We start from the raw sequence: 12,747 nt of genomic DNA on the forward strand, positions 1-12,747 counted from the left end.
ATTCCAAATACAAAAAAACCTGCTAATGCAGGTTTTTTTGATCACGATTCAAAACTTACATGTTTGAAAGGATAGAGTCTTTTACTTGTTGCATTGTAGCATCAATAGAGAGCATCACCGCATCTGCACATTGTTTCATTGCAGTGTCAGGATCTTTCAGACCGTTACCTGTTACGGTACATACAATCACAGAACCTTCTTTGATTTTACCTGCTTTGATGTCGCGCATTGCACCACCAATAGACGCAGCAGATGCAGGCTCAACAAATACGCCTTCATACATTGAAAGCATGCGTTGTGCTTCTAAGATTTCAGCATCAGTTAGCTCATCAAACCAACCTTCTGAATCGCGTACAACGGCTTTAGCATGATTCCAGCTTTGTGGGTTACCAATACGAATTGCAGTTGCAACAGTTTCAGGGTTTTCTACAGGCGCACCACGTAAGAATGGTGCAGCGCCAGATGCTTGATAACCCACCATGATTGGGCGACCTTCAGGGTTTGGACCTGTGAATTTGTCCGTTGCTGCGTCATAAACCACTTGCTCGAATTGATCGGCAGGTTGGTTGGCAACCGCTTCGGTATAACCCATCCAGTGTGCAGTAATGTTTCCTGCGTTACCTACAGGTAAGCAGTGGTAATCTGGTGCACGACCTAACTCATCTACAATTTCATACGCAATGGTCTTTTGACCTTGTAGACGGTAAGGGTTGATCGAGTTCACAATAGTTACAGGCGCTTGGTCAGCAACTTCTTTAACTAGACGCATACCATCGTCAAAGTTACCGCGAATTTGCATGGTGATGGCACCGTACATCATCGCTTGTGCCATTTTACCCATGGCAATTTTGCCTTCAGGAATTAAAACGAATGCTTTGATACCTGCACGTGCAGCATAGGCAGCAGCCGCAGCAGAAGTGTTACCTGTAGATGCACAGATAATGGCTTTTGAACCTTCTTCAACTGCTTTAGTAACTGCCATGGTCATACCACGGTCTTTAAATGAACCTGTCGGGTTTAAGCCTTCATACTTCACATAAATTTCAACATCTTTACCAATAATGCGTGGAATATTCTCAAGCTTAATCAGTGGCGTGTTTCCTTCGCCTAGAGAGATTGCACGTGTGGTTGCAGACACTGGTAAACGGTCACGATAACGGTCAACTAAACCAGTATAACGATTGGCATTCGACATGATGATGTTCCAATTGTGTGTAGAGCTTGGCAAGGGGAAATACTCCCCTTCACCCGATTAATTATCAAGCGATTCTAAACGAATTCGTACAATTTCGCCATGAATGGTTGGCAATGCTTGAATTTGTTGTAACGCTTCATCCATTTTTGATTCTAGGACTGGGTCAGTCAGAATCACGATAGGAATAAGGTCTTTCAAGCGTGATTGCTGCATGATGGCATCAATACTGATTCCCGCGCGGCTTAAAATAGTGGTCACATCAGCAAGTACGCCAGTTTGGTCTTCGGCATTAATGCGAATGTAGTAACCCGTGGTCATTTCTTCACGGCTTAAAATTGGCAAGTCGGTTAAGGCTTCAAATGCCAATTGCGGAATTGTACCTGCGCCATCTTCGGTATAAGAAATGTCACGGACAATATCAACGACATCTGCAACTACTGCAGAGGCTGTTGGGCCTGCACCTGCACCTGCGCCATAATAGAGCGTTGGACCAACCGCATTGGCTTGTACCAAGACCGCGTTTTTCACGCCATTAACATTGGCAATCAATTCTTCTTCAGGAATTAAAGTTGGGTGAACACGCAATTCAATACCTTTATCGGTACGACGGGCAATCCCCAAGTGTTTGATGCGGAAACCGAGTTCTTCGGCATATTTCACATCTTGTGCGGTCACTTTGCCAATACCTTCGGTAAAGACTTTGTCAAACTGTAGTGGAATACCAAATGCACATGAAGCCAAAATAGTCAGTTTGTGTGCAGCATCAATACCTTCGACGTCAAAAGTCGGATCGGCTTCGGCATAGCCTAACTCTTGCGCTTCTTTCAGTACATCTTCAAATGCACGACCTTTTTCACGCATTTCACTTAAAATGAAGTTGCCTGTACCGTTGATGATGCCTGCCAACCATTCAATTTTGTTGGCAGCCAAACCTTCACGGATGACTTTAATAATTGGAATACCACCTGCAACCGCAGCTTCATAGGCAATTTGTACGGCATTGTCTTCAGCTGCTTTAAATAGCTCATTGCCGTGTTCTGCAAGTAGGGCTTTGTTGGCTGTCACTACTTGTTTGCCGTGCTTCATGGCTTCCATGATCACGTCATAAGCAGGGTGAATACCGCCCATCACTTCAACCACCACGTCTACATCGGGTTGACGGACAATGTCCATCAAGTCGGAGCTTTGCTTGACCGATTCAGGCAAGTTTAGGTCAGGACGCGGACGACGTGTTCCCACATAAGTGATTTCAATTTCACGACCGGTGCGACGTCTAATCTCAGCAGCATTTTCTTTTAATAGTTTAAGGGCACCACCACCCACAGTACCAAGACCGAGGATTGCCAGACGAACTGGTTTCACGTCACACTCCATATTTTAATAACTTTAAGCAAGCCTAGATCATAGCTAAAAAAACGCGCTGACTCTAGGGCAGATCTCACTTATCTTCACAGTATAAAAAAAAGTAAAATAACGCATAAAAAATCGTTATTTATATTGGCTTCATAGATGCTACGTCTTGGTGTATTGGGATGATGCAGCATCCACAGATCCGCTATTTTTATTTGTCTAAGCGCTTGATCAATTCAGCGGTAGACAGATAGCCGCCTAAATATACGCCTTCGGCATTATAAATCGCAGGTGTGCCATTGACGCCCATATTTAAGCCCAATTGATACTGAGCACGAACAGGGTTTTTACAGTTGGCAGGTGCAATTTGTGCGCCATTCATGACCTGATTAAAGGCAGCGTGACGATCTTCGCTACACCAAATTGCTTCCATAGCAGGCATGTGCTGTTCACCACGCGGCCAAGCAATGTAACGGACTTCAATGCCTTTACCATTCATTTCATCCATTTGTTCATGTAGACGATGGCAATATGGACAGCTGACATCGGTAAATACATAAATGACGTGTTTGGTTTTGCCTTTGGCAGGGAATACCAATAAATCTTCCTGTTTTAATTCAGCAAAAATTTTCTTGTTCACGCCTGCTTGCAGGTTTTCACTGACGTTATGTAGTTCTTTGTCACCTAAACGGATCACATCGCCCTGAATAATGTATTTGCCATCACTGGTGGCATAGACCGATGACATGCCTTCAAGACTCACCCAAAATAAATTTGGAACTTCCGTGGCTTTAATGTCGGTAATTTTGGCGTTGATACCTGCAGTTTTAAAATGTTGCTGCAAGGTTGTACTTAAACGCTGTTGTGCATTGCGTTCAATTAGGGTTGATGCTTCACCCGTTGCAGGCGCACTGGCGGTGAGTGTGGTTTGCTTTTTATCTTCATTGTTTGCATTTGAACATGCGGTGATTGCAAAAGCACTTGCCAGTGAACAGGCAATCAAAAGTGTCGAGCGGGTAAATGTCATAAACAACCCTTTCTTGTTGGCATAAAAAATAGAGCGTTAGCATAACAAAAAATATTCGTGATCGTTAGGGTCTGTTGCCATTTCATAAATGGCTTACGTTCATAGATGAAGTGTCAACAGACCCTATGCTTCTACGTCGTTTTTGTTTTTTTAAGCCCGTGGATGATGCTGGGCATGCAATTGCTGCATACGGATTTGTGCGACGTGGGTGTAGATTTGTGTGGTGGATAAATCACTGTGCCCGAGCAGCATTTGTACCACGCGTAAATCTGCCCCATGATTGAGTAAGTGTGTGGCAAAGGCATGTCTTAACGTGTGTGGCGATAACTCGGCTTGAATGCCTGCTTGCAGGGCATAGCGTTTAATGGCATACCAAAAATTTTGTCGGCTCATAATGCCGCCATGAACTGTTAAAAATAGATAATCGGTAGCACTTTTATACAGTTGCGGACGCGACTCGGTTAAATATTTTTCTATCCATTCACAAGCGACTTGTCCCATAGGCACCAAACGCTCTTTATTGCCTTTACCTACAATTCGTAAATAGCCTTGTTTTAGGTTGATTAATTCTAAACGTAAATTCAGCAATTCCGTCACTCGTAAACCGCAAGCATATAAGACTTCAAGCATGGCACGATCTCGTAATCCGAGTGCAGTGTTGATGTCAGGAGCGTGAATTAAGGCTTCAACATCGGCTTCAGATAAATCTTTGGGTAAGGCACGACCTAATTTTGGGGTTTTATGCGCAGCAACAGGGTTGTCAGAGCGCAGTTTGTGCTCTCTTAAAAATTTATAAAAAGAACGTAGTGCAGACAGGCAGCGTGCAATAGAGCGGGGGCTTTTTTGTTGTTTGGTGAGTTCGATGAGTACATCTGAAATATCGTCATGATTCCATTCAGGCATGGGTTTGCTGACATAGTCACTGCATTGAATTAAATCGGACAGATAGGCATTGCGGGTATGCGGGCTGACACTTTGCGCGATTAAATCGTTGCGATAGCCTTCCAAAAAGCTCAAAGCTTCTGGAATTTGTATTGCAGCAGGAATACGAGGTTTTTTGTTCAGCATAGGAATCACAGACGAAATCACAAAATTAATTGAGAAATTCGATAATAAGCAGCGTTATTTTCTACTCTAATCCAATTCAGCAAGGCTGTCGATGTGATATAAAGCATTTAAATGTAAGTCGACCTTATTTGTTAATTGTTCTCATTTGCATGTTATAATATGCAAAATGGTATAGGAATTTCACGGTGCGTTTGTCAGAACTTAAAGCAAAACAAACAGCCATCATCCGTCAGGTATTACGTACCGCCGATGGTGGAACATCCCTTAGTGACTTGGTGGCAAACCGCTTAGAAACACTGGGTTTTGTGCCGGGTACGCAGGTGCAGGTGATTACCAAAGGTATTTTTGGTGGTGATCCAATCCTGATTCAAGTGGGGTTTACCCGTTTTGCTTTGCGCAAAGTAGAAGCTGAACGCATTGAAATTGAACAAGGGGTGTCCGCATGAGCGATGCCTTACGTATCGCACTTGTAGGGAATCCAAACTGCGGTAAAACATCTTTATTTAACCATTTGACAGGGACACGTCAAAAAGTTGGCAACTACGCAGGCGTGACCGTGGAGCGTAAAGTCGGGCAATTCACCTTGCCTTCGGGACAGGCGGTGCGGGTGTTGGATTTGCCCGGAACTTATAGTTTAGAAGCCACCAGTCCCGACGAAGCCATTACCCGTGATGTAGTACAGGGCAAAATAGCCGAAGAAGGTCAGCAAGATGCCTTTCTTTGTGTCGTGGATGCCACCAACCTGAAATTGCATTTGGGCTTGGTTTTGGAAATGATTGCACTGGGTCGTCCGATTTTGTTGGTACTCAACATGATGGATGAGGCGCGTCGTCGTGGCATGCAAATCAACACGCAAAAATTGTCTGAGCGTTTGGGTGTACCTGTGGTGGAAACCGTGGCAGTGCGTGATTCAGGTATTCAAAACTTAATGCATGCCTTAGATCAGGGCAAATTTGCTGTTCCGCAGACAGAATTGACAGGCTTAACAGGCAGTCAGCATCAACGGATTCAAACCATTTTGTATGATGTGGTGCACTTTGTAGATCAAGAAGACAAACGCTCCGACTTCCTCGATAAAATTTTTTTACATCCTGTATTCGGTTTAGTCAGCCTTGCGGTGATGATGTTTGTTGTCTTCCAAGCGGTATTTGCTTGGGCTGCACCGTTTATGGATGGCATCGAAAGTTTATTTGGCTGGCTAGGTGAAGTGATTGGCGAAAACATTAGCCATCCCTTGCTGAACAGCTTGATTGTGGATGGCATTATTGCGGGCGCAGGCGGTGTGGTGGTGTTCTTGCCGCAAATTTTAATTCTGTTCCTGTTTATTTTAATTTTAGAGGAATCGGGTTATTTGCCACGTGCCGCATTCTTGCTCGATAAGCTGATGTTTAGCGCAGGTTTGAGTGGTCGTGCCTTTATTCCATTGCTGTCTAGTTTTGCCTGTGCAGTGCCGGGCATTATGGCAACGCGTAGTATTGCTGACCCACGTGATCGTTTAACCACGATTATGGTTGCGCCGTTAATGACTTGTTCTGCGCGCTTGCCTGTATATGCCTTACTCATCGCAGCATTCATTCCCAATCAAACCGTATGGGGCATGTTTAATTTACAAGGTCTGGTCTTGTTCGGTCTGTATATGGCAGGCATTGTGAGTGCCTTGGGCGTATCTTTTGTGCTTAAATTTTTGCAAAAAGATAAATCTGAGCATGTCTTGTTGATGGAACTACCAAGTTACCGTTTTCCAGACCTAAAAAGTGTTTGGATTGGTTTGCTAGATCGCGCCAAAATTTTCTTAAAGCGTGTCGGTGGCATTATTTTTGCACTGTCGATTTTATTGTGGTTCTTGTGTACGTTCCCGCAGCCGCCTGAAGGCGCGACCATGCCTGCAATTGACTATAGTTTTGCAGGGATGCTGGGGCATGTATTACAGCCAATTTTTGCTCCTGTGGGCTTTAACTGGCAGATCGTGATTGCCTTGATTCCTGCGATGGCAGCGCGTGAAGTGGTGGTGGCTGCATTAGGCACAGTCTATGCCTTATCTGCAGTGGATGAAGATGCCATGTCCCAAGGTTTGGCTGCTTTAATTAGTGGTGGTGGTGAACTGGGCTGGTCATTGGCAACGGGTTTATCGTTATTGGTGTGGTTTATTTATGCACCGCATTGTTTGGCAACTTTAGCAACGGTAAAACGCGAAACAGGATCATGGCGTACGGTCAGTATTATGACCTGCTATCTATTTGGTTTGGCTTATTTCATGTCATTCCTGACTTATCAAACGGCATCGTATTTGTTGGGTTAAGGCACATGCCTGACCTACAGGAGTAGATGAACATGGTTGAAATTTTAATTGTTGCTGCATTGGTACTGTGGAGTGCTGTAGTAGTCTTTAAAAAAGTCTTTCCCAAGACTTCTGGCGCAGTTTTTCTAAAACTCTCCAATTTCTGTACTGAAAAAGGCTGGCATGGCTTGGCCAAATGGCTAAAACCTGCAGCCGCGGCAGGCTGTGGTGGCAGTTGTGGTTGTGATTCTCAAGATCAACCCGCAGAAAAGAAAGTTGAAGTTCAAGCGGTGAAGTGGAAATAGACTTGTTTATTCACTTTAGCAATATTCTTTTTAAAAACCGTCTGCAATATGACGGTTTTTTTACGCACTGACACAAAAAAACTGCAGGAACTGCAAACAGAAAAAGCATTCAAAACAGCAAAGTGCTACTATTTTGTCTGTTTCAAAATTAGCGCACAAAATGGGGCAAAAATGTTAATACAACGTGGTGGATTAAAAGTCGTTGCAGGACTTGGTATTTCTGGTGTTGCAGCCGTTAATTTTTTACATCATCAGGGTTACCGCGTTGCTGTGACAGATTCTCGCCCCACACCCCCAGGGCATGACCAAATTCCTGCCGAAGTGGAAACCCGTTTTGGTCAGTTTGATCAGGATTTATTGTTGTCTGCAGAAGAAATTGTGATTAGCCCAGGGCTAGATCCAAAACTCCCTGAAATTCAGGCTGCGATGGCGCAGGGCATTCCTGTGGTGAGTGAAATTCAGATTTTACGTCGTGCGACCGACAAACCTATTGTGGCAATTACAGGGTCTAATGCGAAAAGTACCGTTACCACACTGATTGGTTTAATGGCAGAGCAGGCAGGCAAAAAAGTCGCGGTAGGTGGCAATTTGGGACGCCCTGCGCTGGATCTGATCAAAGATGATCCTGAACTGTATATTTTAGAACTCTCCAGTTTTCAGCTAGAAACCACCTCGAATTTAAATGCAGAAGTGGCGGTAGTGCTGAACATGAGTGAAGACCATTTAGACCGTCATGGCGATATGTTCGGTTATCACACCGCCAAACATCGTATTTTTCAGGGTGTGAAAAAAGTGGTGTTTAACCGTGATGATGCTTTGAGTCGTCCGTTGGTGCCAGATCAGACTCCTATGCAAAGTTTTGGCTTAAATGCGCCTGACCTAAACCAATACGGCTTATTAAAAGATGATGATGGCAGCATGTGGTTGGCACGTGGGCGTGAGCGTTTATTAAAAAGCACCGAGATGTATATTCAAGGCACACACAATATTGCTAATGCATTAGCGTGTTTGGCATTGGGTGAAGCCATTGGTTTATCTATGCACAGCATGCTGGAAACGCTGAAAACCTTTAAAGGTTTGGAGCATCGTTGTGAATTCGTCAAAGAATTACATGGGGTGCGTTATTATAATGACTCCAAAGGAACCAACATCGGTGCAACTTTGGCAGCTTTAGATGGCTTGGGTGCAGCAATTCAGGCACAAGGCGGTAAGGTTGCGATTATTTTAGGTGGGCAAGGCAAAGGGCAGGACTTCACTGCGCTGCGCCAATCATTGCAACAATATGCCAAACTGGCAGTGTTGATTGGTGAGGATGCTACGAAAATTGAAACAGCAGTTGCGGGAACAACCCAACTCTTAACTGCAGATACCTTGCAACAAGCAGTTGAAATCTGCCAACAACATACACAAGCGCATGATGTGGTGTTATTGTCACCTGCATGTGCAAGTTTTGATATGTTCTCGGGCTATCCAGAACGTGGTCACAAGTTCGTTGCTTATGTCAACGCACTGGTATAACAACAATAAGGTGTGAGATATGGCTGGCTTTGCTCAGACAACAATCAATAAACTCAATCAGGTCTATGATCGCTGGTTACCCAAACTGCCAGCGGAAGTGAATGTACGCAATGTGCTGATTTTTAGCGTACTGGCGCTGTTATGTATTGGTTCAATCATGGTGGCATCGGCTTCTATGCCTTATGCCGAGCGCATGCATGAAAATGCCTTTCACTATGTATTGCGTCATGGCATTTCTATTGTGGTGGCATTAATCGCTGCCGTGATTGCCTATAGAGTGCCGCTGAATACCTGGTTTAACAACACCTTCTTTCTGTGGATTGTGACCATTGCCTTGTTGGCTGCAGTGTTGCTGGTGGGTACTGAAGTCAATGGTTCTAAACGCTGGATTCGGGTCGCAGGTTTTACCCTGCAAGCTTCCGAAGTCGCTAAAGTGATGATGGCCATTTTTACCGCTGACTATGTGGTGCGCCGTGCCGAAGAAGTGCGTAATAACATTAAAGGTCTGATTCGTCTTGCAGTGATTATGGCAGTCACGGTAGGTTTGGTGATTGCAGAGCCTGACTTGGGGGCGACCGTGGTGATTGCCTTGACCATGTTAGGGGTCTTCTTTTTAGCTGGTGCGCCATTAATTCAGTTTGGTATTGCCTTTGGCGCGATTATTGCCGCCTTTGTGTTTTTGGTGGTATTTGAGCCTTATCGTTTTGAGCGTTTAATGTCGTTCTCAAACCCGTGGAATGACCCTTTGGGTGTCGGTTATCAGTTGTCTAACGCCTTAATGGCATTTGGACGCGGTGAATGGGCAGGCGTAGGCTTGGGGCATAGTATCCAGAAAATGTCCTATTTACCTGAAGCACATACGGACTTTATGTTGGCTGTCTTAGGTGAAGAGTTTGGCTTTTTAGGCATTTTTGTGGTGTTGAGCTTGTCTTTTGCTATGCTGATTGCCTGCATTAAAATTGGTCATCGCGCCCTGAAAAACCAGTACTTACGTGCAGGATATTTGGCTTATGGCATCAGCATTATCTTCTTATTACAGATTATGGTGAATGCAGGCATGAATATGGGTATGTTGCCTACCAAAGGTTTGACTCTACCTTTTATTAGTTATGGTGGTTCATCGTTAATTATGTGTGCAGTGATGGTGAGTTTGATTCTGAAAATTGAAGCCAGCACGCATGAGATTAACCCTAGCCGTGAAGAATCCAGCTTCTAGAATTTATCCTTCTATTTCGCTTCTGGCTGAGCATGGTGCAAGACCATGCTTGGCATGACTGTTCCGCAGTGTAAGCACTTGACTGTAGTATTTTTTTGTTTAGACATAGGAAACAAGGGAATAAAAAATAAGGAAAAATATTGTCGTTGCTGTCTGAGTTCATAGCTACTGCGAGTGCGGCAAACGGGGCAGCTAAATTGACTTTTCTCGACCACTTTGGTTTTCGGTCCAACACCAAAAATAAAAAACATGACACAACCTCAAATGATCCATTTCAATTTGAGCATAACTGAATTTTAAATTTTATAAATAATAGCCGTGTAAAGCTGTGCCTGCAGGAATACGTGAAAGATCCCATTGCTGAATGGCTTGCGTAAGCATGCGTGCAGGGGTGTCTAATTCGACAGTGGCTTGATTTAAGGCAGTTAAAGCGGCTTGTAGCAGCTTCGGTGCTTGGGCTAAATCTAAAGCTTGTGCCAAGTTCTGTTTAGACAGTTTTTGCCCTTGTGCATTCATGGCTAAAGGCAGGTGCGTGTAGCTGAGTTTAGGGTAGCCTAACAGTTGCCCCAAATAGATTTGCCGTGCGGTGTTGTCGAGTAAATCTGCGCCGCGAACCACATGGGTAATGTCTTGCAAATAATCATCCACCACCACTGCCAGTTGATAATTGATAATGCCATCACGCCGTTTTAGGACAAAATCGCCCAAGTCCTGCGCAAGGTTGGAACATTGTTTGTCTTGCAGGCGGTCTTGAAAGCAAATCTCTTGGTCTGTGACTTTGACTCGAATCGCTTGATTGGCAAAATCTAAACCTAAATTGCGGCAAGTCCCTGCATAAATATGATTGGAGCCAAGCATTTTGCGGGTGCATTGACAGGCATAGACCAAGTCGCGTTGCTGCAATTGTTGCAACACGGCTGCATAGAGATCGAGGCGATCTTTCTGGAAAATAATTTCGGCATCTGGCTCAAATTGAAAGGCATCAATACAACGCAAGATATGATTTTCACTGCCAGGGTAAATGCGTGGGATGTCAGTATCTTCAATACGTACCAGCCAAGTGCCGTGCTGGGCTTTGGCATCGCAATAACTGGCAACGGCAGTAATGAGAGAGCCAAAATGCAAAGGGCCGGTTGGCGATGGCGCAAACCGACCTGAGTAGCGCGTCAGCGAAATATGATCTCGCTGCTGCGCATGGGGAGCATGCTCCGCTAAAGAATTTTCAACAGTCACAATTAACCGTTATTTTGCTTCTCTTTGATCTCTGCCAAAGTTTTGCAGTCAATACATAACGTTGCCGTTGGGCGTGCTTCTAAACGACGCAGACCAATTTCGATACCACAAGTTTCACAGAAACCATAGTCATCGTTTTTAATCGCTTCAATGGATTGTTCAATTTTACGAATCAATTTACGTTCACGGTCACGGGTACGTAATTCAATCGCAAATTCTTCTTCTTGTGTCGCGCGGTCATTCACATCAGGCAAAGCGGTATTTTCGTCTTGCATGGTGTTGAGTGTACGATCTACTTCTGACATTAACTCTTCTTTCCACGCCATTAAAATTTGACGGAAATGTTCGAGTTGTCCTTCAGACATGTATTCTTCATTCTTTTTCGGCTGATAAGGTGCAATACCAAATAAGCTAGCTGTAGAACCACCCTCTAAAGCCTTTGGCTTTGCCTTACGCACGCGTTTTGTAGCTTTTTCTTCTACAAGATCTGTTTGTTCGTCCAAGACTTGATTTTGGTTGTCATTCGCCATGTAGGGCATTCCTCATCATATGCGTAAGATTCATACGCGAAAAATATGGTGATATGCAAGTGTTTGTATCCACTCCCTCAGAAAGAATTCTCTCTTCGGGGGACGTCATCATATAGACTTTTTTTGATTATGGATAGTCTTTGATGTTTGGATGTGTTATCGCATTTTTTCGTTGAAGGCATAAAGTAAAGCAAAAAAAATAAAATGGAAAGTTAATAACCTGAAATTTCAAAATTTATTTGTTGTGTGACATGCTCAACCCGATGCACTTGGGTGCTAAAACTGCCATCTGCATTCAAATGTAACACACGGTAACCCGGTGCCTCAGGCCCAAGCGCAAAGTGCTGGCTATGTGGTTTAAATTGCACGCAGGTCGAAGGCGTAGAGTAAAATTGAATCCCTTGCCATTCATTTAATGAGTCTTGATGCACATGCCCACACAGCACCAATTTGACATTGTTGTGGCGTGCCAATACATCAATTAAGGCTTCGGTATTTTTAAGTTTGTGCTGATCTATCCAGTGCGATTGCATATCAAAAGGATGGTGATGACAGGCAATAATCACCTGCTGCTGCGCATGTTGCTGTAAAAGCTGATCTAACTGCTGTAATTGTGCTGCGTCCATCCAGCCATCAATCCGACCTTTAACCGCAGTATTCAGTAAAATGACACTCCAATTGCCCAACTCAATTGCATGAACTTGATTGGACTGTAAATGGAATGGAAAAACCGCGGCATCATCATGATTGCCCGGAATCTGGAAATGCGGCGTATTCAAAGTCTGCATAAACTGCAAATAACGCTGATAGGTTTCAGCAACAGGGATTTGTGCTAAATCGCCTGTATGGAAAATAGCATCGAGCTGCGGATATTGCTGTTGAATATCGTGCATTACCGCGTGAAAGCTGCGTTCAGGATTCATGTGCACAAACTCTAAATCTTCCTGATTCATGAGGTGCGTATCTGAAATTTGTACAATTGTCCAGCGTTGCTGGTGATTGTTTGAGAATAAAGTCATGCCTGACC

Annotated in this window: 13 protein-coding genes; 5 read left to right on the top strand and 8 right to left on the bottom strand. The window is 44.2% G+C overall.

Features of this window, described 5'->3' with window-relative positions:
• Nucleotides 1-55 precede the first annotated feature (55 nt).
• The 4 genes from thrC to xerD form a co-directional block, all read right to left on the bottom strand.
• Nucleotides 56-1,195: a threonine synthase gene (gene thrC / locus C3Y93_RS10905; protein WP_104852917.1), complete on the bottom strand. Its 1,140-nt coding sequence runs from the start codon at nucleotides 1,193-1,195 to the stop codon at nucleotides 56-58.
• Nucleotides 1,196-1,252: 57 nt separating this feature from the next.
• A complete protein-coding gene (locus tag C3Y93_RS10910; protein WP_004975708.1) occupies nucleotides 1,253-2,557 on the bottom strand; it encodes a homoserine dehydrogenase in 1,305 nt (434 codons plus the stop codon).
• A 199-nt stretch (nucleotides 2,558-2,756) separates the two neighbouring features.
• Nucleotides 2,757-3,572, bottom strand: a complete 816-nt coding sequence (locus C3Y93_RS10915) for a DsbC family protein (protein ID WP_004975709.1) — start codon at nucleotides 3,570-3,572, stop codon at nucleotides 2,757-2,759.
• Between the two features lie 150 nt (nucleotides 3,573-3,722).
• The gene (gene xerD, locus C3Y93_RS10920) at nucleotides 3,723-4,640 is read right to left on the bottom strand and encodes a site-specific tyrosine recombinase XerD (protein WP_004975712.1); all 918 of its coding nucleotides are present in this window, start codon (nucleotides 4,638-4,640) and stop codon (nucleotides 3,723-3,725) included.
• A gap of 185 nt (nucleotides 4,641-4,825) precedes the next feature.
• On the opposite strand from xerD, the gene C3Y93_RS10925 reads away from it, so the two are divergent.
• The 5 genes from C3Y93_RS10925 (at nucleotide 4,826) to ftsW (ending at nucleotide 9,957) form a co-directional block, all read left to right on the top strand.
• Nucleotides 4,826-5,086, top strand: a complete 261-nt coding sequence (locus tag C3Y93_RS10925) for a FeoA family protein (protein ID WP_004975713.1) — start codon at nucleotides 4,826-4,828, stop codon at nucleotides 5,084-5,086.
• Complete coding sequence (gene feoB, locus C3Y93_RS10930; RefSeq protein WP_104852918.1) at nucleotides 5,083-6,939, top strand: ferrous iron transporter B; 1,857 nt, start codon at nucleotides 5,083-5,085, stop codon at nucleotides 6,937-6,939. The genes C3Y93_RS10925 and feoB overlap by 4 nt, the downstream gene beginning before the upstream one ends.
• Before the next feature lie 32 nt (nucleotides 6,940-6,971).
• Nucleotides 6,972-7,223 carry a DUF6587 family protein gene (locus C3Y93_RS10935; protein ID WP_004975717.1) on the top strand — a complete coding sequence of 84 codons (252 nt, stop codon included), beginning with the start codon at nucleotides 6,972-6,974 and terminating at the stop codon, nucleotides 7,221-7,223.
• Nucleotides 7,224-7,394: 171 nt separating this feature from the next.
• Entirely contained in the window at nucleotides 7,395-8,741 is a 1,347-nt protein-coding gene (gene murD, locus C3Y93_RS10940; protein ID WP_104853279.1) for a UDP-N-acetylmuramoyl-L-alanine--D-glutamate ligase, read from the top strand.
• A 19-nt stretch (nucleotides 8,742-8,760) separates the two neighbouring features.
• Entirely contained in the window at nucleotides 8,761-9,957 is a 1,197-nt protein-coding gene (gene ftsW / locus C3Y93_RS10945) for a putative lipid II flippase FtsW (RefSeq protein WP_104852919.1), read from the top strand.
• An 11-nt stretch (nucleotides 9,958-9,968) separates the two neighbouring features.
• Here the strand turns inward: ftsW and C3Y93_RS10950 are convergent, their stop codons facing one another.
• From C3Y93_RS10950 to cpdA, 4 genes are all read right to left on the bottom strand, one after another.
• Nucleotides 9,969-10,208 (bottom strand): zinc-ribbon domain-containing protein, encoded by a 240-nt coding sequence (locus C3Y93_RS10950; protein WP_104852920.1) that lies wholly within the window; start codon nucleotides 10,206-10,208, stop codon nucleotides 9,969-9,971.
• A gap of 52 nt (nucleotides 10,209-10,260) precedes the next feature.
• Nucleotides 10,261-11,190 carry a tRNA glutamyl-Q(34) synthetase GluQRS gene (gene gluQRS, locus C3Y93_RS10955; RefSeq protein WP_171287399.1) on the bottom strand — a complete coding sequence of 310 codons (930 nt, stop codon included), beginning with the start codon at nucleotides 11,188-11,190 and terminating at the stop codon, nucleotides 10,261-10,263.
• Between the two features lie 2 nt (nucleotides 11,191-11,192).
• A complete protein-coding gene (gene dksA, locus C3Y93_RS10960) occupies nucleotides 11,193-11,720 on the bottom strand; it encodes an RNA polymerase-binding protein DksA (protein WP_004975725.1) in 528 nt (175 codons plus the stop codon).
• Nucleotides 11,721-11,932: 212 nt separating this feature from the next.
• Nucleotides 11,933-12,739 (bottom strand): 3',5'-cyclic-AMP phosphodiesterase, encoded by an 807-nt coding sequence (gene cpdA / locus C3Y93_RS10965; RefSeq protein WP_004975727.1) that lies wholly within the window; start codon nucleotides 12,737-12,739, stop codon nucleotides 11,933-11,935.
• Between the last annotated feature and the right edge of the window lie 8 nt (nucleotides 12,740-12,747).

The sequence above is a fragment of the Acinetobacter sp. SWBY1 genome, from assembly GCF_002946595.1.
GTDB lineage: Bacteria > Pseudomonadota > Gammaproteobacteria > Pseudomonadales > Moraxellaceae > Acinetobacter > Acinetobacter towneri.